Raw genomic sequence first — 20,205 nt, 5'->3', positions numbered from 1 at the left:
TCGATCCCATTCCGCCGTCAATTCCACCACCCTTTGCTTGGCCTGAGTATGCGCATCCAGCGTTTCAAGGCATCGTTCCTTATTCTGGTAGATCTCCGGGTCGGCAAGAGCCTGGGAGAGATCCTGGAGAACCTTCTCGGCCTCGGCCACCTCCGCCTCGATTTTGGACAGCGACGAGAGCAGAGGGCTGGACTTCCGGTGCATCCGGTTGCGCGCCTCGGCCTCAGCCCGTTTCTGCTCCTTCGTCTTCCGTTCCTTCGGCCGCGCCTCGTTCACCCCCGGCCCCTGTGCCGGGGAGACAGGGGTATCGGAAGAGGAGCGGATTGTACCCCCAGTATTCAGGCCCGTAGAAGTGGGTTCGGTCTGGCCGCCGTTAGCGGCCTCTTCCGCCATCAGTCGCTTTTTATAGAGGTAGTAATCGTAATCCCCGGCATACGGCGTAGCCTCTCCGTCCCGGACATCGATAATCCTGTTGGCCACGGCCCGGATAAAATGCCGGTCATGGGTGATGAAGCAGATCGTCCCGGAAAAGTCGCGCAACGCCTCTTCCAGCACATCGCGGGAGGGGATGTCCAGGTGGTTCGTCGGCTCATCCAACAGAAGCAGGTTAGCCGGACGGATCAACATCTTGGCCAGGGCCAGTCGGCTTTTCTCTCCGCCGGACAGGACGGCGACCCTCTTCTTCACATCATCCCCGGAAAAGAGAAACCGCCCCAGAATCGCCCGGAGGAAGGACGACTCTTCCATGGGAGCGGCAGACGTGATCTCGTCAAGGAGCGTGTTGGCGGGGTTCAAGAGTTCCAACTGGTGCTGGGCATAATAGGCTGTTGTCACGTTGTGGCCCAGCCTCCGTTCACCCTTCTCGAACGGCAGGACGCCGGCCAGAAGCTTGAGCAGGGTGGATTTCCCCGCCCCGTTGGGGCCTGTCAGGGCCACCCGTTCCCCCCTGCGAAGCTCGACATTCAGCCCGCGGTAGATCGGATTGTCGTCATAGGATTTGTCGAGATCGATCAGCCGGATGACCGTCTCGCCGCTCCGTGGAGGCTCCGGAAATGAGAACCGGACCCGTTTCGCCTCAGGAGTCAGTTCCACCTTATCCATCTTCTCCAGTAACTTGATCCGGCTCTGCACCTGGCGGGCTTTGGTGGCTTTATACCGGAAGCGGTCGATGAAGGCCCGGGTATCCTCAATCTTTTTCTGCTGGTTCTTTGCGGTGGCCTCTAATATCTGCCGGGCTTCAGCCTTGGCCGCCACGAACTGGTCGTAGTTTCCGGTGTAGGCGATCAATTGTTGCTGTTCCACTTCCACCACCCGGTTGGCCAGACGATTCATGAAATTCCGATCGTGGGAGATGAGCAGGATCGCGCCGGCATATCCGGATAGAAACTTTTCCAACCAGATGACCGACTCCAGATCCAGATGGTTCGTGGGCTCATCCAGCAGGAGCGCATCCGGAGAGGAGAGGAGGATCTGGGCCAACGATGCGCGCATCCGCTGGCCCCCGGAGAAATTCTCCAGAGGTCGGGACAGGTGCTTCTCCTTGAAACCGAGGCCGAAGAGAATCTCCTTTGCCCTGGCCTCCAGGGAATACCCGCCGAGCTGTTCGTACTTGGTCTGAAGCGCACCGTAATGAGACAACAGCTCGTCCACCGCCTCGGGTGGGGCCGTGGCGATCTCCTCTTCCAGAAGACGGAGATGACGCTCGATAGACGACGCCTCCGATCCGCCGACCAGAACCTCTTCAAGCAGGGACTTGCCCTGATGGGCCTCCAGCTCCTGGGTCAGGTAGCCGATGACGGCCTTGTTGTTGATCGCGATCACTCCGCTGTCGGGAGTGATATTCCCCGCGATCATTTCCAGGAGCGTCGTCTTTCCCGCGCCGTTGGGTCCGACCAGCGCGACCCGGTCCTCAAGCCCGATTCGGAGGGAGACCTCCTTGAACAGCACGCGGCTGCCGAAGTGCTTTGACACCTGTTGAATTGAGATCATATAGTGTCAGTATAGGAGGACTGAAGTAGCGGTGTCAAACGTGGAGAATCCGAAGCGCGTTTCAACCCACGCCAGCGCGGGGGACAAATCCCTCACTTGGTAATGCCGGGTGAGGTGATCTCGCTTCAATGGCTGTCCTGTCAGTTTCGATGTGTGGGTGGTCTGTAGGAATTGCACACGAATATTTAATATGTTAGAATTTCGTGAAAATGGAGGAATTACGATGCCCATTACCCACCTTTCAGAAAAGGGGCAGGTTCTCATTCCCAAGGCGCTTCGTCGCAAGTTCGGTTTGAAGCCGGGCGCGAAGATCCAGTTGGCCGAGGAAGCGGGGCGGCTGATCCTCTCGCCGGTGCCACCTGATCCAATCGCCGCCGCTACGGGCTTTCTCGAAGGGACATTTTCGCTGACGGCCGATCTCCGCCGCGACCATCAGGAAGAAATGCGCCGTGAGCGAAAAGTTCGTACTCGATAGTTTTGCGCTCGTCGCGCTGTTTCACAAAGAACCGGGCTGGCAGCGCGTGCAAGCGACCCTCTACGAACAGGAGAAGGCCAACTCGCGGGCATTCCTCAATTGGATCAACTGGGGAGAATTCTTCTACGTCGTCAAGCGCCGGGTCGGAGCGGCCAAGGCGGAGGAGGCCCTGGGCCGGCTGGAGCAGTTACCGCTGGAACTGGTAGCCCTGGATCTTTCCCTGGTACGGGCAGCGGCCGAGATTAAAAGCGAGTACACCGTCTCGTATGCCGATGCCTTCTGTGTGGCGACGGCCCAGCGGGTCAATGCGACCATCCTCACCAGCGATCAGGAGTTTCGGGCCGTCGAGCATCTCATCAAGATCCGCTGGCTTGCCGGATAACTGCCCTATCACGCCTCGCTCGTCGCTTATCATCGCCTCACACCGCTGCCCCGATCAGGCCGGTCTAGCGTTGACCGTTTCAATCCACGCCCCCGCCGACAGATCGCCATTATGCGGCCAGGTCGATCTCGGTCTGAATCTTGTCCCAAGGCACCATCACGCGGTTGCGGGCATCTTTCTCGACCAGGCCGGCCTTGAGCAATAACTGGAGGTCGTCGTACACATTACGGTAGTCGCGCCGGACCTGTGTGGCCAGATTGCGGATACTTGACGGCCCGAATCGGCGGAGGACCTTCAAGAGCGCCACGCGACGGTCCGATAAGACCCCCTGTAACGTGGCCACGTTCAAGAAATAAAGGTGGACCTCCGGCTCTTTCAGCGCTCCTCGTTCTGCCTGCTTCCACGCCTCAACAAACTCCCGGTTGATAGCGGCTTCACCCTTGACCCCAATCCTGATCTGTCCACGACTCATGAACTCCTCCTGACGCGGTTGATATCCCGTTGAAAATGGGCAACCAGCGTCTCCACATCCCGGAAGTGATAGCGGGCTTCCTTCCCACAGAAATGGCGATGGTCCCCTTTGCCTCGTTCGTTATCATACAGGACCATGCACCTTCCATCCGGTGATCCATAATACAAACGGTATTTCAGCCCGTGAGGGCGCTCCGGATCAGCGGTCGGGAGCCCCCAGATGACCATCTCACGAACTGCACCATCCGGCCACGCCCCCGCGCGGGGGGCGACCGAGGTTCGTGCCACCATTTTCCATTTCCGTCGAGTTTCAATCCACGCCCCCGCGCGGGGGGCGACCTGGCGACACGCGGGCGGATATACCGGATGTAAAGTTTCAATCCACGCCCCCGCGCGGGGGGCGACTGGATCAGTGAGGACGGGATGCCGATCTTGGAGCGTTTCAATCCACGCCCCCGCGCGGGGGGCGACTTTTACGGCGGCCTTCCCGCGCCAACGTCTCCTTGTTTCAATCCACGCCCCCGCGCGGGGGGCGACCAAGTGCGCTAGGTGCCGGGTGCCCCAGTACCCGGTTTCAATCCACGCCCCCGCGCGGGGGGCGACACGGTGCGCGATCCGAGACGCCCAACAGAAAGCGGTTTCAATCCACGCCCCCGCGCGGGGGGCGACACATTATTTGGGGATGTGTGAAGGCAACTATCGGGTTTCAATCCACGCCCCCGCGCGGGGGGCGACGCAGGACCTAATGATCCTCCACACACGCTATGCTGTTTCAATCCACGCCCCCGCGCGGGGGGCGACTCCGGGTCATCGGCGCGGGCCGTGGCAATCCGCTTGTTTCAATCCACGCCCCCGCGCGGGGGGCGACTACGTCGTGGACGGCAGTTATGTGCGATGAATGTGTTTCAATCCACGCCCCCGCGCGGGGGGCGACCAATCAATTCAGCCCGGACGCGCCCTTGTAACGTGTTTCAATCCACGCCCCCGCGCGGGGGGCGACGTACGACTATGCCGACGAGCATCGGATCTGGATAGTTTCAATCCACGCCCCCGCGCGGGGGGCGACCCAGGTCACGCGTTGGCTCTATGGCGGCTATCGAGTTTCAATCCACGCCCCCGCGCGGGGGGCGACGGGAAAGCAGACTTGGAGGCGAGGGGGGAGCGATGTTTCAATCCACGCCCCCGCGCGGGGGGCGACATGGCGAAGAGTAGTACGGAAGAGATTGTCGAAGTTTCAATCCACGCCCCCGCGCGGGGGGCGACGGCGAAGCTCTTGCCCGGCCAGGTCAGACGAACGGTTTCAATCCACGCCCCCGCGCGGGGGGCGACAACATTGCGAATGGGCTCGGCGGCCTTATAACTGGTTTCAATCCACGCCCCCGCGCGGGGGGCGACCCAGTTGGACCGCAAACAGTATCTCGCCGTCAATGTTTCAATCCACGCCCCCGCGCGGGGGGCGACCACCGAACTTTGCTTCGCACATGGCCGAGGTCAAGTTTCAATCCACGCCCCCGCGCGGGGGGCGACCCAGGTCACGCGTTGGCTCTATGGCGGCTATCGAGTTTCAATCCACGCCCCCGCGCGGGGGGCGACCCAGTTGGACCGCAAACAGTATCTCGCCGTCAATGTTTCAATCCACGCCCCCGCGCGGGGGGCGACCGATGCCTTGAAGTACGTTCCACACTGCACATCCCGTTTCAATCCACGCCCCCGCGCGGGGGGCGACAGGGTTTTAAGGTGATCTGCGATCGCTAGTGCGCGGTTTCAATCCACGCCCCCGCGCGGGGGGCGACCACCGAACTTTGCTTCGCACATGGCCGAGGTCAAGTTTCAATCCACGCCCCCGCGCGGGGGGCGACCCAGGTCACGCGTTGGCTCTATGGCGGCTATCGAGTTTCAATCCACGCCCCCGCGCGGGGGGCGACGGGATATTCACCACCACCATTTCCACCATTACCAGTTTCAATCCACGCCCCCGCGCGGGGGGCGACCACGCCGATCCCCGCCCAACTCGACGGCTCCTTGTTTCAATCCACGCCCCCGCGCGGGGGGCGACTTGATTGGAATCGTAGACTAGGAGTCACAATAGTTGTTTCAATCCACGCCCCCGCGCGGGGGGCGACAGAGGGAATGGGTGCATTGTTGGATCGATTCAAGGTTTCAATCCACGCCCCCGCGCGGGGGGCGACCGCGCCCGCTGTCCCGATATACACACCAGCATTGTTTCAATCCACGCCCCCGCGCGGGGGGCGACTTGATTGGAATCGTAGACTAGGAGTCACAATAGTTGTTTCAATCCACGCCCCCGCGCGGGGGGCGACGCGACCTGGGATGCTGAAGCCTTGCAGTCACTTGTTTCAATCCACGCCCCCGCGCGGGGGGCGACAGAACTCGGGGCTCGGTATACGACGTGGACACTAGTTTCAATCCACGCCCCCGCGCGGGGGGCGACCTCGGAACATCGCGCCCGCCGACACGATAGACACGTTTCAATCCACGCCCCCGCGCGGGGGGCGACCTTCCTTCAGCAGGTCATTCAACGAGAACGCCTGTTTCAATCCACGCCCCCGCGCGGGGGGCGACGCCAACCCCTCCAGCGAATGTACTACTATCGGTGTTTCAATCCACGCCCCCGCGCGGGGGGCGACGGGTCACGGTTGGTGGCGTATGGACGCATCCGGCGTTTCAATCCACGCCCCCGCGCGGGGGGCGACTCAAGTCCTTAGCGTTCAGAAGGCGACGGTCATAGTTTCAATCCACGCCCCCGCGCGGGGGGCGACCTCCTGCTCGGCCAAGTCAACGGCTCGCTCTTGAGTTTCAATCCACGCCCCCGCGCGGGGGGCGACGCACGGCAACAACTGGCCGCAGAGTCACACGCTGTTTCAATCCACGCCCCCGCGCGGGGGGCGACCCCGCCGATGTGCTCCAGGATCTCATTGACGGCGTTTCAATCCACGCCCCCGCGCGGGGGGCGACATTAGTCCCCTTATAAATAACGCCGGTCGTTGAAGTTTCAATCCACGCCCCCGCGCGGGGGGCGACCCCTGGCAAGCCGATTCAATTCGGCACGCGGCTGGTTTCAATCCACGCCCCCGCGCGGGGGGCGACCGTTCTTCTTTAAATCCGCGCCGCACCTGCGAAATCCAGGGCGCTTACGCGAACCGCTGCTTCGCGGCTTCTCCTATCCTTGCGCAGGATGGCGGTTTTCCAAAATCTGTAGAATTCATAAGGAGATCTGGCACCGCGAATCCCCCTGGGTGTTTCTGTCAGCTTGAGGTTCGCGCAAGCTTCAATCCACTCCGCCTTAGAAAACAAGGGGACCCTCCTGGTCGAGCGTAGGCTTGGCGCCCACGTGCTCTACGCGATGCTTCCAGTTCGAGCCGAGGAAATAGAACCGCAGGCTGTCCTTCTCCGGATTCATCATTGCGATGAGCTTCGCGCGCAATCCCGCCCATTGGCCCGGATCGACAATGCACTCAAAGACCGAGAACTGCACCCGCTGCCCCCAGTTCTGACACGTCTTCGCGATGTTTCGCAGACGCCTCCGACCTTCCGCGTCCTGGGTGTTCACGTCGTAGCTCACCAGTACAAACATTCAGCACCTCACCGCCTGATATAGGGCGGGTACCCGTCCAGGTCCCCACGGATGTGGCGCGCCAGCAGCAGGGCCTGGGCGTGCCAGAGCAGACCCACGGCCATCTTCTCCTGGAGGAACGGGTGCTCCACGTCTTCCTGCTTCCGCTTTTGATAGGCGAGGATCACCTCCTTTCGTGTGTCGTCCGTCATGAGCACCGCACCGGACTCGAGTGTCTCGAATCCTTTCGCCTTCACCTGACCCAGATTGATGAGCGACAGGGCCAGCCGGTCCGCCATCACGGGCCGGAACTCTTCCAGGATATCCAGCGCAAGCCCAGGTCTGCCGGGCCGATCCCGGTGCAGAAAGCCGACTGCCGGATCCAGGCCCACGCACTCCAACGCCGCTCGGATGTCGTGCAGAAGCAGGGTATACAGGAATGAGAGCAGGCAGTTGGTCGGGTCGAGGGGCGGCCGGCGATTGCGGCCCTTGAACCGGAAGGCCTCGTCGTCCGATGTGATCAGGGCGTCGAAGGCGCCGAAGTAGGCAGCCCCGGCCTCACCCTCGATGCCTCTTACCTCGTCGAGCGAGAAATCCTGACGCTCGAGTCGACGCAGGCAGTCCGCCAGGCGCAGAGCGGCTGCACGCAAAGGCTCATCCCTCCCGTCATCCCCGTGGTCGCGGGCGGCCCGCAGCAGGACGTTTCGAGAATTGGCGAGCTTGCCGGTAAGGACATATCGCGCCATCCGTGTGCTGCTCGCGGGATCATCGGCCCATCGATATTGCTCGCGCCGCAGCAGCACATTGCCCGACACGGGACCTTGGACGCGGGCCAGGAACCGGCCATTCTCGGTCAGAAACGATACGGCCACCCCATGCTCCGCGCAGTGACCGAGGAGGAACGGGCTGCACAGGACGTTACCGAAGCAGACGATACCGCCCAACGTGTGGATGGGGATGTGGGCCTTGTCAATCCCCTCGACCCGCACCTGCACGCACTCGCCCTCTTTCGAGAGGTACGTGCCCTGAGTCGTGACAAACAGCGTGTTCAGATGCTTCTTCATGGCTCTTCCAGGACCTTCGTCAGATATCGGGCCACTCGGTTTCCTCGCCCCCCTACACCTTGCGGAAGGCAGACATCCACGAGTGAGCAACTATCGCACTTGGGGGCGTACTCGGGCGGCGGCGTACGCCCGTCTGCCAGCATCCGATGCACGGCGGCAGCGATCTCCTCGGTTTCCCGACGCAACTCGTCATTGATCGCGACGACCTCGCGCCGTTGCTCCTTCCCATAGAAGAGCGCACCCTCCGGTACCGAGACGCCAAGCATCTCCTCAAGGCAGAGCGCCTGGGCGCAAAGCTGCACCCGGTCCCAGTCCTCTTCCTTCCTCCGGCCACGCTTATGCTCCACGGGGTAGGGTATCCAGCAGCCATCGGCCTGTCGGTGGAACTCCACCACATCGGCCTTTCCCACGAGCCCCAGTCGTAGACACCGGATCGGCAGCGCGAACACCCGCTTCACATCCCGCCGCTTCTCCGCCCCGCCCTCATCCACCCGCTCGTGGAGTATCCGCCCCTCAGCCGTGAGCCGACTCTCCTCCCAGATCTGCTCCACGTGGATCAGCGCACACTGCCGCGGGCAGACAGAGTAATGGCGAAGCGCCGAGAGCGGGACAAGGTCGGCTTCCGGATACATGGCGTTCACAACTTCTCATCGACATCAATGCTATCTGGCTTGGAAGTGCGATCTACGGTAACTTTGTAGTCCGCAAAGCTCCTAGGCGGAGATGAGGCATTCCCGTTGCGCTCGACCTTGACGCGATCGAACAACTTGTGGGCTGGCTCGTTCCCAAGTGCACTCTGGTGCTTAAAGACGATCAGCTTCCGTGTGGTCATTTCCCCGCGGGCCGCTGACCTGTCGTGCTCAAACATCTCCTGGAGTGCTTTCCAGAAGAGACCTAGGTCGTCTTCGTTAAACCCAGTCCGCTGCGCCAGCGGTGCGGAAACGAACCCGTGGCAACGATACAATGCATAGGGAATCGTAAACTTCCGCCCCATAGTCCGGTTGTCGCCCTGCTGTTTCTCAGCCTCGGCTTCGGTGGCAACTGCCATGCGAGTGATGCTGTGTTCCAGAGGAACTACCGGCTCGACGCTTCGAGCGAAGGTGAGCTGCACGGGACCCCGGACTTGGCCACAATTCGGGGCTGACCTCAGCGACATTACTGCTCCGAACGTGCGAATGTCATAGTAGCTCTGGCACATTCTGTCTCGTCCCTGCTCAGTTTCGTCTTGAGTCGGTTTTCGGGCCTTGGAGTTCCTGAGGGACGCTTTGATGAAGTCGGCCACAGCTTTCTTTGGTTTTTCCTCCTTGAGCCACCGCTGGATTTCCTTTTTGTCCAGGTCGGCGGCCATAACGAGCACCGATATATCTTCGTCAGGGAGGCTGTCGATCGCGAGACCCTCGGGCAGAGTGAGTTCCGCCAAACTCTCCGCCACGTCGTCAGGCACGGGCACTCTATTCTCTTCTCCGAGTTGGATGCCAAGCTCCTGGAATGCCTGGACGTGTGCTCGGCCCAGAACGGCTTTTTCTTTCACATAGATGTCATAGGAAGACTTGAACTCCTTCATGAGTCCCACGTAATTGCGGACCTTGCGCTTAAGACACACATCGGTCACCAGACCTTGTCCGGTCTCGGGATCGACCCGAGGCAGATTGCCGGCGTCTGGGTCACCGTTGGGATTACCGTCCTTGACATCAAAGAGAAGAACGAAGTCGTACCGGTTCTTAATCATTTCGTTCATGTCCAGTCCTCTCTAGCCCGAATGAGGGCTTACAGATCAGTTTCCGAACAGCCTCTGCCTCTGGTGGTAATAGCCGACTGCAAAGCGTCCTTGGTCCTGAAGGCTCAAGTGCACGGGAAAGTCGGTAATGCCGTCCATGATCTCCCCGATAAGCTTCTCAATATTTATGGCACGTCCCCGATTCTCGATCTTCGTTAGGTGATGGTTCTTGAGCTTCATGAGATGCGGGAAAGCGGCTATGGGTGTCGCTGAGGCTGCCCCGTAGAAGCGGTCGCGGATGGTAGCGTTGATCCCCGGGCTCGCCTCCTCCTGGGTCTTTTCCAGAATCGCAAACAGGCGTCCCAATCGGTAGCCCACATTTGTGTTTCCTATGTCAAGAGACATGCCTACCTCCTTTCCGGCGTTGAGCCTGAATGGACCCCCGATCCTCGTATCTCGCACCAGAATAGCTTTGATCAGTGCGACCCGCGCATAGGTAACGTTTGGTGTCAGTGTCCCCGTTCTGGGGTCCTTTTGGGACTGTTCCGCCCGTATCCTTCGGATGGCAGCCGCCAAGAGCGGACTTGGATAGCTTGTACCCACCAGGATCGCTTTCATGGTGTCGCCCGCTAAGTTTGGGGGGACTGTGTCCAGGTCGTTTCGTGTGGCGATTGCTCGCAACAGGGTTCGTATCGATAGGTAAGGGGACCACTTAGGCGGCGCCGCGATCTCAAGGTCATCGAAATGTGCTCCGATGTTTTCAGCTACCTCGCGCACTGGTCCGGTGTACCAGAAGCGTACAGCGATGCGAGCTTCATTTGGAGCCACCAACCCCAAGATGTAGAACCGGATAGTCGGATCGAGTTCGGGTCTTACACCGCTTTCCGGTGCTCGGTACAGAGCCAAAATCTGCTTGTGGTCCTGCACGGGTACCCCCTTTTCCTGCTCACCAAAGAAGTTGGCAAACACGCTCTCAATCTCATGCCTGCGCTCTGTCCAAAAGATCACCGTGGAGTCGCCCACGATGAGTTTCTGATGCGAGTCGCGATCGAGAAGCGTATTGAGAGCGGTGGTATAAGAGAATTCAGCCCGACGGCCCATAGGTGCATTCAAGCTCTGCTGCTTACCATAGGAGCCGAAGGCCGGAAGTTTGAACGAAACAATCTTGGCTCTTGTCGTAGTCTTATTCTTACGACGCACGCCTTTGATTGGAGAGTGTGTTCGAGCCGGCACCGCGGACTCGCCGGTGATCAGGCACGCTTGCGGTGGTGTCCCACTTTCAACCGAGGTGGCGACCGCTGCCACTCGCTGACGTACAGCAGGGCGCTCGCACACGAGGAGGGTCTCGTCCGAAAGGCGAAAGGAAAGGCTACCTCCCTTTGCGACAACGTCCCGCCATGTTGGGTGCGCAAGGATTCCCTGGAAGTCACCAATCTCAAGGAATCTGGTGACAGCTTTCACCCCCTCGTCTGGGAGGCCCTTAAGCACCTCACGGATGCGTCCGAGGAAACTTTCATGCTGCTTCTTTGCAGTGGCGTGGTCAGTGTCGGAGTGACCAACAACATACCCTTTATGGTCCCAGAGGAGGTTCGCCTTCTGCCATGCGTTATCTCCAGTCCGTTCGACACTCTGCGGCACCACGAAGCGGCCTGTCCGTCGGTTCCTACCCTCGCCGGAGCGGGTGTCCTCCAGGTCGACAAACTTACCTTCAGCATCGAGAACGATCACAAAGGGAATCTCTTTCTTCTGAAATCCCTGAGGCACCACCCGGTTTTCGTCCAGAAGGCGCTCGTAATAGCCGTGAAGCGCTTGGAGGATCATCGTCGCACCTCCGGGCTATCCGGTGGCGGTACTCGCAGTTGACCCATGTCCAGCCGAGCAGTAAAGAAGCCGGGGCGACATTCATCGGTGCAGGTATGGACGTGGCTTGTGTCTGCACTGCGATCATGGAAAACATCGTAGAGCATCCAGCCTAGGTCTCGTGGCTGCGCAAAGCCCAGGTCTGGAGTCTGTTCCAGGGGCTGCGGCAACGGCTCGCCGTTGGTGATTGGCGCAAAGTCGGCTGCGAACTCTCGACATCCTAGGTAAGGGCGGTGGAAGCACTGGCCCTTCTCGGCGCGACGCAAGAACATCTCCTGAAACTTCGTCGGATTGTCATCTGGTCCGGCCAGATCGGTTGCTTCAAAGCGTGCGTGGATGACGTAATCCACGTCCCGCAGAAAGAGCCCAGCCCGTTGCTGGCGATGCTTGGGTTTTCCGTCGTTCCCGATATCGTCAATCCAGAACCCGTTCGTGTTAGGTGACATTTTGATGTCAACCTCGTTGCGCCGCACCGATTCCCACCGGATCGGGTTCAAAATGTCGATACGCTCCACTATCCAGCGGATAGCGGGTTTCCAAAGGATTGCCTCCAGAACTCCACGGGCCGCCGAAGGTGTCATCACGTCGTAGCTCACCCGCTCCACCTTCATCTCGGGCCTGGTGAAGCAGGCGTTTCGCCCCCACACGCGCAGGCGGAAGGGGCGGCTTGCAGCCTTCTGTTCGCTCATGTGTCCTCCTTTCCCCCCCTTAGAATATGAGTTCGTCGGGTTCATACACGATGGATCGATCCGCGCAGAATCCCAAGTGCTCGTCGTAGAGGGCGCCGTGGCTCTGCACAAAAAGACCCGGGTGGACCTCGCGAATCGCCCCCATCTCCACCAGCTTCTGGTGAACGCGGCGAGGCAGGTTCACCGTATAGCGCTGGAGCCGGCGAAGAATCCAGCGCCCCGGCCCCTGAGATTCCAAGACTCCCACTAGCTTTACCCCCTCGCCATAGAGAACGACAACGGGAGCATAGGCACTTTCGTCGATAAGTCGCATCTTTCTGGCTACTGTCCGAAATGCGAAGCGGCACTCCGAATCGCGAAGGTCTTCGAGAATCCTGTGTTTGTCGAGACGGTCTCCCTGTATCCAGTAGAATTCCCGAAAGAACCGCTCGAACCGTATTGGGGACAAGGGGTCTGATACCCGTTCAGCCAGAAGCTGCCGACCGAGCCCTTCGGCTTGGCGGAGTATGCCCGCTGGCGTCCTGCTCTGCGGCACAAAGACGACCACGGTCCCTCGATCCCGTAATCCCTCCCGGTTGCAGCGTCCGGCAGCCTGAGCGATGGAATCGAGGCCCGCAAGCGCCCGATAGACCACGGGGAAGTCCACATCCACCCCCGCCTCCACAAGCTGGGTGCTTACGACGCGAGTCGGGAGCCTTTCCTTGAGTCGTTCTTTGATCTTGGCGATTACTGCCGAGCGGTGCGCCCCACACATCAGCGCAGAGAGATGGAACGCCCCCTCTGGCATGAGCCTCCAAAGCGTTCGAGCATCGTCGCGGCGATTCACGATGCAGAGGACTGAATCGTGTTCCTGGAGCGCTCCAGCTATGTCCTCCCAGGATCGAGGCTCCGTTAGGCTCGTCGGTACCATGATGTCCACGCGCTTGAGCGTCTCGTGCAATCGCATGGGATCTTCGATGATCTCGCGGGTGTTGGACAACCCGTCGAGGTGGAAGCTGGGCGTCCGGTGCTCGCGCAGTGCTGGCTGAGTGGCAGTAGATAACAGAAGGGTGACGCCATAGTGGGCCACGAGTTCTTTCAGAACGGACAGGATGGGTTCCAGGAACTCCGGGGGTAGGAGTTGGGCCTCGTCCAGCACTACCACACTTCCCACGATGCTGTGAAGCTTTCGGCATCGGCTGGTTCGGCTCGCGAACAGCGACTCAAAGAACTGAACCGAGGTTGTGACCACAATGGGGGCGTCCCAGTTTTCGCACGCGAGTCTCGACCGGGGCGTTTCTTTGGCTTCGTCCGCCACGTCGAGGTTGCTGTGGTGCTCGACCACGGCGTCCCCGAAGATGCGGCGGAACTGATCCGCGGTCTGCTCAATAATACTCGTGTAAGGGATGACATAGAGCACCCGGCGCTTGCCGTGCTGCACTGCGTGGTGCAGGGCGAAGGCCATGGACGACAAAGTCTTGCCGCCGCCGGTCGGAACCGTCAGCGTGAAGATGCCGGGATCTTCGGTTGCTCGGGCGATGCACTGGTCAAGCACTACAGTCCGGATGCGGTTCACCGGCGTGGGCTCCGCTCCGGCGATCTTTGCCTCCATGTACGCCGTGAAATCACTGAGAAGTTCCTCCAGGTCCCGAAATCGGCCCCGTTGAGCCGCCTTCTCGGGATCGAAGAAAACCTCGGTATCCAGAAAGTCGGCGTCCACTACGCAGGAAAATAGCATCCGAATCCAGAGGGCTGGATCGGCCCCAAGCGGCGGCTTCTCGGTCGGTAATACGCGGTTCAGGATCGCCGGTGGAACTGCTCCCGCCTTGGCGGCATCCAGCAGGGGCCGGTTCAGTCGTAATCGACTCTCGAGGGCTGCACCACCCGTTTCGTCGGCCGTCCAGTCCGGTAGCCCCGCGTGATGCCCTGCGGCTACGTAGGCGAGAATTCTTCCGATACGGCCGAAGCACTCCACTGCGTGTAACGCTCCCGCCGTGGAGTGATCAACCCGTCGGGCCTTCGTTTCCAAGTGCGCATCCTGCCCAGCAGCCGCGTGGATCTTACGCTGGAAGTCGGGCGAGTACTTCCCGAGGTCGTGCCAGAGACCTGCCAGGTAGCCCCAACCTGAGCAACCAAACTCCCCTGCAAATTCGCCAGCTCGCTGGGCCGTTTCCTTCAGGTGATCATCCAGAAGATGGAGACCTCCATCCTCGGCGACATGGGCCAGCGGTTGCCAGTGGTCAGAAGTTGTTGGCACGTTTTCCCCCGTTAACCTCTACCCTTACCTTCCCGCCCCCGACCAAAGTCCCGCTCGATCAGTCCCCCGTCACCGCGATGGCGCGCGGTGCGGACGCCACCATAATCGACCAATCCCCCCTCACCCTCCCCCTCTCCCTCCAGGGGAGAGGGGGATTAGAATAAAAGCGATGCGCGGCGTAAGTGCCGCGTACGATAGCCCGGCCTTGCCTCCTCGACCCGAAAACCGATCGTGCGCCGTGGCTTGTGTTGTGCTGGTGCCATGAGGTGTCGAATCGCTTCAAACAGCGATTGAATATGTTCATCGTGGCTGGCGACCTTGCGCTCCAATTCTGCGAACTTGTCAGCCAGCGCCTTGTTCGTTGTCAGCATTTCCCGAAGCCGAACGAAGGCCCGGACGACTTGTACGCTGGCTTGAACCGCGATTGGCGTGTTAAGGACGCTCGCTAACATGATTGCCCCATGCTCGGTAAACGCGTGAGGGAGTGCTGGAGAGAATCTGAGTGATCGGAGGTGATCACAATTTGTGATCACCTCTGCTTTCTCCGCTACGGTCAGGCGGAACATGAAATCTTCGGGGAATCGTTCCCGGTTCCGTTTCACCGCTTGGTTGAGGACCCGCGTCGATACGCCGTAGAGGACTGCCAGATCAGCATCCAGCATGACGCGCTGACTGCGGATGAAAAGAATAGATTGCTCGATGCTTGCTGCCGGACTCAGAGTGCCCCGTGAACTCATCGGCTAACCTCCGTACATTGGGGGGACGTTGTTGCCGGTATTGACTTGTGCCTCTTCCATCGACTGAAGTCCCGCCCGGTCAGTCTCCATCACCACGTCGGCGCGCGGCGCAGGCGTCACGTCCGATATGCTGGTCCCGCCTCCCAGACCCGGCTTTGATCTCGCAAATTGCGAGGTCAAAGCTTTGTCTTCTTCTGATGTCAGTTGAAAGACAAAATCATCCGGAAACCTGGCCTGGCTCCGCTTTTTATTGACTCATAGTGTACAAGTCCGTACATTTATAGCGAAGATCTCAGAGGAGGTGCGTATGAAGATCTCGATCAGCGAGACTCGATGGTGACTGCCTGAGTTGATCCGCCAGGTCCGAAAGGATGCGGGGACACGCATCCAGATTACGGTACATGACGATGTTGTGGCGGAACTTCGGGCAGTCCAGGCTGAGCCTGAGCCGGGCGTGGCTGCCAGAAGGCTTCTCGAACTCCGGAGGAGACTGGCTCGAAAGGGTGTCACAGGCCGACGGAGCGATGTCTCCAGCCACGTCAAGGAACATCTGTACGGCTCCAAGGGCATTGTCCGGTGATTCCTTCTGACTGTGTCTTTTGCGACATTCTGCGATGCGATCTCCTTCGTCATCGTGACCACGTTGCTGGACAATATTCCTTGCCTCTCCTTCGATGAAGACTTTAAGGCCTTAGGTCTCACCGTGATCGGGTAACCGCCTCGCCGACGTCGCACCCATTGATCCGGGGTCCGAACCGCTGCCGCCATAGCCCTCAACACGTCTCATCTCTGCGAGCCGAGACGCCAGGTCTGTAGAAGGCATAGGCCGCTCCTGCCAATACCCATTACCATAACAGCCTGCTGTGACATCCGGGGTCACTTCCTGGGGGGGGAATCGAGAATCTCCCTTGCTCAGCGTTTCTGCGATACGTCGTTCGCCTCTGTCCGCTTCGATCCACGCAACGCCGATCGTGTCCGTCCCTCAATCATTGCGGATTGCAGAATCCGCCGGGCCTGCTCGCGGACCTTCTCGGCAAGGGTTGCGGGCTTACGCACCTGCACCTCACCGCCGAAGCTCAGAATCCATCCGACCAGTTCAGGCGTGTCTGCAACCCTGAGGATCATCTTCAGGCGCCCGTCCCTCTGCGGCGTCAGAGTCTGGCTTCGGTGCCACACCCGATCCTTCACCCACGGGGCGGCGGCTTTGCTGAACAGGAACTCAACCGTGACCGGTTTTCCCCGCATGACCACGAGGGCATCCTGCATATGCGCCTCCAGATCGAAGCCGAGCGGCATTTGATGGGGATGATCGGTGACGGTAAGGGAGCGGATGCGGTCCACGGCAAACAGGCGCACCTCGCGGCGCCAGTGGCAGTAGGCAATCAGGTAGAGAGCGCCGGCCACATACCAGAGGCGATAGGGATCAACCTCTCTGCGCGTCGTGGCGTTGCGGGACGCGGAGTAGTATCGAATCTGGAGTGTACGCAGGTGAGCGATCGCCTGCGTGACGCGATCGATCGTGTCCTGGTGTTGCCGATAGTTCTTGTGAGGGCCAAGCCCGACTGAGAAGATGTCCTGCATCCGCCTGATGTAGGTCTGCCCCTGAGGGGGCAGGGCGGCGGTCGCCTTATTCAGGGCGGAGTCGAGGGCGCCTTTGATCGCGGTTCCTTCCAGGGGCCGGAGCAGGTCGCGGCTGAAGGTCAACGCCATGAGTTCGGTTGGGGAAAACGCCAGGGCGGGGATGCGCCGGAAGCCATCCATGAGTCTCCAGCGAACCCGCCCCTCTATTCGTTCGGTGAGGAGGGGAAAGCCGGCGGCCTCCAGGGCGGCAAGGTCGCGTCGCATCGTGCGGAGATGTTTGGGCAGACCGTCAGGCAGGGATTCGGCGAGCTCCTGGATCGTTGCGCCTCTGGAGCCCTCTAACTTTCGGAGAAGATGCCACTGCCGAGTGACTTGATCGTTTCGCGGCACAATGCCTCCAGCATGGCTATCATGGTGCACGCTTCATGTTTTCAAGCCGAGAGCGACCAGGTTGCTACTGTACCATGCGCTTGTGACATCTGGTATCATTTTTCTCCCATCTGGCGGCCACAAGGGGCCGCCCCACCAAAGACAAGGGGGGAGCGCGAGCGGCTTAGGCGACCTTGGGGCGGGTCTTGTGGGTCCAGGTCAGCAGCCTGTTCAGGGGCATGGCATTGATGACGTCGGACTTCTCCAGCCAGGCGCGGCGCGCGACGGCCACGCCGAGGGACATATTGTCGAGCTGGTCGAGGACGTGGGTATCGGTACTGATGGCGAGTTTGATCCCCAACTCCTTGGCCCGTCGCGCATGGTGGTCGTTCAGATCAAGACGCGAGGGTTGAGCGTTGATCTCCAGCGCCTTGCCGTACTGCTTGGCCGCCGCGAAGACCGCCTCCAGATCCACGTCGTAGGGGTCACGCTCACCGATCAGGCGCCCGGTCGGATGGGCGAAGATGTGGACATAGGGGTTGCTGAGCGCCCTGACGATGCGGGCGGTCATCCCGGCCCGGTCCTGCTTGAAGCGCGAGTGGATGGCGCAGACTACGATGTCAAGCTGGGCCAACACCCGGTCTGGGAAGTCCATCGACCCGTCGGCCAGGATGTCGCACTCGCTGCCAGCCAGGATTCGGATCTTCGTATACTTCCTGCTGAGGGCGCGGACCCGGCTGATCTGTTCGAGCAGCTTGTCCTCGGAGAGACCGCCGGCGACGGTGGCCGCCCGGGAGTGGTCGGAGACGACGATGTACTCGTACCCCTTCTGCTGGGCCGCCTCGATGAGCGCCTCCAGGGGGTGATGGCCGTCGGTCCAGTTGGTGTGGGCGTGCAGGTCGCCGCGCAGGTCGGCAAGCGTCAACAGCTTCGGCATGCGCCCTTCGAGGGCCGCCTCGACCTCGCCGGCATCTTCCCGGAGCTCGGGCGGAATGTATGGCAGGCCGATCGCGTTGTAGACCTCCTCCTCGGTGGCGCCGGCGATTCGCGTGCCGGTGGCCTCGTTGAAGACGCCGTACTCGCTGACCTTCAGCCCCTTACGGACCGCGAGCTCCCGCACGCGGATGTTGTGGGCCTTGGAACCGGTGAAGTACTGTAACGCGGCGCCGAAGCAGTCGGGCTCGACCACCCGGAGATCTACCTGGATCCCCTCCCGGTGGCGGATGGTCGCCTTGGTTTCGCCCTGGAGCAGCACCTCCGCCACCTGCGGAAGCGACGTGAAGACCGCCATGACCTTGGCCGGCTTCGTTGACGTGACCAGGAGGTCGAGGTCCTTGACGGTCTCGCGCATTCGCCGCAGGCTCCCAGCCAGGCTGATCTGTTTGACATCGGGAAGCGTCTCCAGGATCCGGACCAGCTCATGGGCCAGCGGCAGGGCCCGCCCCAACGGCATCCGCTCCCGCCCCGCCTTGACGACCTGAATTCCCTTCAGGATATTCTCGACCGTTTTCTGCTTGATCCCCGGCAGACCGAGGAGTTGTCCTTGAAGGGCAAGCGCTTCCAGCCTCTCGACCGAATCGACCTGGAGCTGTTGGAAGAGGAGCTTGGCGGTCTTGGGCCCGACACCCGGGATCGCCATCAGCTCGACCACGCCACGAGGGATCGCCGTGCGCAGTTCTTCCAGATATTCCATGCGCCCGGTCTCGAGCGCCTGTTGGATCTTGGCCGCCAGATCCTTGCCGATTCCCGCGATCTCGGCGAGACCGCCGCGCGCCGCTACCGCCTCGATTTCCTCCGGCAAGGATTCCAGGTTCATAGCCGCCCGGCGGTAGGCCCGGATCTTGAAGATGTTTTCGTCCTTGATCTCCAGCAGGTCGGCGATCTCGTGAAACAGCTTGGCGATTTCGAGGTTACTCATGGCGTCGCTGAATGATACAGCGTGCGAGGTGTGAAACTGCCCCGGATATCGATCCGGGGTGCGTGGTGTGGAGGGTCGTACGCGGGAATCCGATTACGAAGGGACAACCTCAAGCGATCGTTCCGGCTGAAGCAGCGGCCTCGCCCAACGCTCAATCACGCCACTGCAGACAGAAGCCGGATGCTCCAGGTCCAGATGACGCTGGATCTCTCGTACGAGCCTGGTGTGAAGGAAGTGACCGGCGCCGTGAGCAATGACGGTCCCGAGGATAGGCCGGCCAAGGAGATAGAGGTCTCCCAAGAGATCAAGGACCTTATGGCGGACCAGCTCGTCCCGGAAGCGGAGATCGCCGTTCACCACCCCTCCCTCGCCGATCACGATCGCGTTGTCAAACGACCCGCCCAGGCCCAGGTTGCGACGGCGAAGCTCTTCGATATCCTTCAGGAACCCGTAGGTGCGGCAAGACGCAATCTCCCTGGCGAACATCTCCCTGGTGATGTCGAAGGCGGCTGACTGTTCTCCCAGGAGCGGGTGGTCAAAGCGCATCGTATAGATAACCTGAAGACGCTTTGAAGGAACGATCTGAATACTCGAGCGCTCTGTTTCGACAACCAAACGCTCTTTAATCTTGAGATACGTCCTGGCGACCATCTGTCGTTTGAGACCCACTTTCCTGATTAACTCGACAAATGGCGCGGCGCTGCCATCCATGGCGGGAACCTCTTCGCCGTCGAGTTCTACCAGGACATTATCCAGCCCCGTCCCCGCAAACGCTGCCATCAGGTGTTCGATGGTCCGCACTTTCATACCATCCTTGCCGATGGTGGTTGCATGATGGACATCGACGATGTGTGCGGGCTTGGCCTCGATGGTTGGGGCGGAGGGAAGATCGATGCGCTTAAATACGACGCCGGAGTTCGCCGGAGCGGGACGGAGCGACATCGTGACTGATTGGCCGCTGTGAATCCCTATCCCTTTACAGGTGGCTATAGTCTGAAGCGTTCGCTGATGGCTCACCATAATCTCCTGATCAGATCTATTTTGTCTAAGACGATTCGCACTTCAATTCATACGAACCGCGCCATATTTTACTAGAAGGTCCTGGAAATAGCAAGTCGTGTACCAGTTCCTTAGAAAATCCCC

General features: G+C 60.5%; 17 protein-coding genes and 1 CRISPR repeat array. Of the genes, 3 read left to right on the top strand and 14 right to left on the bottom strand.

The features are described 5' to 3' along the window. The coding region (locus PHV01_RS10560) for an ABC-F family ATP-binding cassette domain-containing protein (protein ID WP_337291119.1) at positions 1–1,989 on the bottom strand (1,989 nt) is incomplete at its 3' end. 223 nt (positions 1,990–2,212) lie between these two features. Here PHV01_RS10560 and PHV01_RS10555 point away from each other — a divergent pair. Beyond that, positions 2,213–2,464: an AbrB/MazE/SpoVT family DNA-binding domain-containing protein gene (locus tag PHV01_RS10555; RefSeq protein ID WP_337291118.1), complete on the top strand. Its 252-nt coding sequence runs from the start codon at positions 2,213–2,215 to the stop codon at positions 2,462–2,464. After that, positions 2,439–2,846 (top strand): type II toxin-antitoxin system VapC family toxin, encoded by a 408-nt coding sequence (locus tag PHV01_RS10550; RefSeq protein ID WP_337291117.1) that lies wholly within the window; start codon positions 2,439–2,441, stop codon positions 2,844–2,846. Before PHV01_RS10555 ends, PHV01_RS10550 begins: the two co-directional genes overlap by 26 nt. A 109-nt stretch (positions 2,847–2,955) precedes the next feature. Here the strand turns inward: PHV01_RS10550 and PHV01_RS10545 are convergent, their stop codons facing one another. From PHV01_RS10545 to PHV01_RS10500, 10 genes are all read right to left on the bottom strand, one after another. Then, positions 2,956–3,318 carry a hypothetical protein gene (locus tag PHV01_RS10545; protein ID WP_337291116.1) on the bottom strand — a complete coding sequence of 121 codons (363 nt, stop codon included), beginning with the start codon at positions 3,316–3,318 and terminating at the stop codon, positions 2,956–2,958. Then, positions 3,315–3,545, bottom strand: a complete 231-nt coding sequence (locus tag PHV01_RS10540) for a DUF6516 family protein (protein ID WP_337291115.1) — start codon at positions 3,543–3,545, stop codon at positions 3,315–3,317. The genes PHV01_RS10545 and PHV01_RS10540 overlap by 4 nt, the downstream gene beginning before the upstream one ends. Positions 3,546–3,558: 13 nt before the next feature. Then, a CRISPR array of direct repeats spans positions 3,559–6,425; the repeat unit is 32 nt; unit sequence GTTTCAATCCACGCCCCCGCGCGGGGGGCGAC. Between the two features lie 196 nt (positions 6,426–6,621). Next, the gene (gene cas2 / locus PHV01_RS10535; protein ID WP_337291114.1) at positions 6,622–6,912 is read right to left on the bottom strand and encodes a CRISPR-associated endonuclease Cas2; all 291 of its coding nucleotides are present in this window, start codon (positions 6,910–6,912) and stop codon (positions 6,622–6,624) included. 8 nt (positions 6,913–6,920) lie between these two features. After that, positions 6,921–7,955 (bottom strand): type I-C CRISPR-associated endonuclease Cas1c, encoded by a 1,035-nt coding sequence (cas1c, locus tag PHV01_RS10530; RefSeq protein WP_337291113.1) that lies wholly within the window; start codon positions 7,953–7,955, stop codon positions 6,921–6,923. Continuing rightward, entirely contained in the window at positions 7,952–8,587 is a 636-nt protein-coding gene (gene cas4 / locus PHV01_RS10525) for a CRISPR-associated protein Cas4 (protein WP_337291121.1), read from the bottom strand. Before cas4 ends, cas1c begins: the two co-directional genes overlap by 4 nt. Before the next feature lie 5 nt (positions 8,588–8,592). Further along, positions 8,593–9,693 carry a type I-C CRISPR-associated protein Cas7/Csd2 gene (gene cas7c / locus PHV01_RS10520; protein WP_337291112.1) on the bottom strand — a complete coding sequence of 367 codons (1,101 nt, stop codon included), beginning with the start codon at positions 9,691–9,693 and terminating at the stop codon, positions 8,593–8,595. A gap of 36 nt (positions 9,694–9,729) precedes the next feature. Beyond that, on the bottom strand, positions 9,730–11,493 hold the full coding sequence (cas8c, locus tag PHV01_RS10515; RefSeq protein WP_337291111.1) for a type I-C CRISPR-associated protein Cas8c/Csd1: 1,764 nt from the start codon (positions 11,491–11,493) through the stop codon (positions 9,730–9,732). After that, positions 11,490–12,221 (bottom strand): type I-C CRISPR-associated protein Cas5c, encoded by a 732-nt coding sequence (cas5c, locus tag PHV01_RS10510; RefSeq protein WP_337291110.1) that lies wholly within the window; start codon positions 12,219–12,221, stop codon positions 11,490–11,492. The genes cas8c and cas5c overlap by 4 nt, the downstream gene beginning before the upstream one ends. Positions 12,222–12,240: 19 nt before the next feature. After that, entirely contained in the window at positions 12,241–14,457 is a 2,217-nt protein-coding gene (gene cas3 / locus PHV01_RS10505; protein ID WP_337291109.1) for a CRISPR-associated helicase Cas3', read from the bottom strand. A gap of 155 nt (positions 14,458–14,612) precedes the next feature. Next, positions 14,613–15,194, bottom strand: coding sequence for an ORF6N domain-containing protein (locus PHV01_RS10500; protein WP_337291108.1), 582 nt, complete (start codon positions 15,192–15,194; stop codon positions 14,613–14,615). 349 nt (positions 15,195–15,543) lie between these two features. Here PHV01_RS10500 and PHV01_RS10495 point away from each other — a divergent pair, with 349 nt between their 5' ends. Next, positions 15,544–15,774 (top strand): hypothetical protein, encoded by a 231-nt coding sequence (locus PHV01_RS10495; RefSeq protein WP_337291107.1) that lies wholly within the window; start codon positions 15,544–15,546, stop codon positions 15,772–15,774. Positions 15,775–16,106: 332 nt separating this feature from the next. Here the strand turns inward: PHV01_RS10495 and PHV01_RS10490 are convergent, their stop codons facing one another. From PHV01_RS10490 to lpxC, 3 genes are all read right to left on the bottom strand, one after another. Continuing rightward, positions 16,107–17,165 (bottom strand): WYL domain-containing protein, encoded by a 1,059-nt coding sequence (locus PHV01_RS10490; protein WP_337291106.1) that lies wholly within the window; start codon positions 17,163–17,165, stop codon positions 16,107–16,109. A 163-nt stretch (positions 17,166–17,328) separates the two neighbouring features. After that, positions 17,329–19,062, bottom strand: a complete 1,734-nt coding sequence (gene polX, locus PHV01_RS10485; protein ID WP_337291105.1) for a DNA polymerase/3'-5' exonuclease PolX — start codon at positions 19,060–19,062, stop codon at positions 17,329–17,331. Between the two features lie 93 nt (positions 19,063–19,155). After that, positions 19,156–20,079, bottom strand: coding sequence for a UDP-3-O-acyl-N-acetylglucosamine deacetylase (gene lpxC / locus PHV01_RS10480; protein ID WP_337291104.1), 924 nt, complete (start codon positions 20,077–20,079; stop codon positions 19,156–19,158). Between the last annotated feature and the right edge of the window lie 126 nt (positions 20,080–20,205).

It is taken from the genome of Candidatus Methylomirabilis sp., from assembly GCF_028716865.1.
GTDB lineage: Bacteria > Methylomirabilota > Methylomirabilia > Methylomirabilales > Methylomirabilaceae > Methylomirabilis.
The sequence above is the reverse complement of the archived record's forward strand: the minus strand, read 5'-3'. Positions and strand labels throughout refer to the sequence as shown.

What these genes read in the sequence shown, in the direction of transcription:
- PHV01_RS10555 (WP_337291118.1), top strand. Translation starts at nt 2,213, where the DNA reads ATGCCCATTACCCACCTTTCAGAAAAGGGGCAGGTTCTCATTCCCAAG.
- cas5c (WP_337291110.1), bottom strand. Translation starts at nt 12,221, where the DNA reads ATGAGCGAACAGAAGGCTGCAAGCCGCCCCTTCCGCCTGCGCGTGTGG.
- cas8c (WP_337291111.1), bottom strand. Translation starts at nt 11,493, where the DNA reads ATGATCCTCCAAGCGCTTCACGGCTATTACGAGCGCCTTCTGGACGAA.
- PHV01_RS10500 (WP_337291108.1), bottom strand. Translation starts at nt 15,194, where the DNA reads ATGAGTTCACGGGGCACTCTGAGTCCGGCAGCAAGCATCGAGCAATCT.
- cas7c (WP_337291112.1), bottom strand. Translation starts at nt 9,693, where the DNA reads ATGAACGAAATGATTAAGAACCGGTACGACTTCGTTCTTCTCTTTGAT.
- PHV01_RS10545 (WP_337291116.1), bottom strand. Translation starts at nt 3,318, where the DNA reads ATGAGTCGTGGACAGATCAGGATTGGGGTCAAGGGTGAAGCCGCTATC.
- cas2 (WP_337291114.1), bottom strand. Translation starts at nt 6,912, where the DNA reads ATGTTTGTACTGGTGAGCTACGACGTGAACACCCAGGACGCGGAAGGT.
- polX (WP_337291105.1), bottom strand. Translation starts at nt 19,062, where the DNA reads ATGAGTAACCTCGAAATCGCCAAGCTGTTTCACGAGATCGCCGACCTG.
- PHV01_RS10540 (WP_337291115.1), bottom strand. Translation starts at nt 3,545, where the DNA reads ATGGTCATCTGGGGGCTCCCGACCGCTGATCCGGAGCGCCCTCACGGG.
- cas1c (WP_337291113.1), bottom strand. Translation starts at nt 7,955, where the DNA reads ATGAAGAAGCATCTGAACACGCTGTTTGTCACGACTCAGGGCACGTAC.
- cas4 (WP_337291121.1), bottom strand. Translation starts at nt 8,587, where the DNA reads ATGTATCCGGAAGCCGACCTTGTCCCGCTCTCGGCGCTTCGCCATTAC.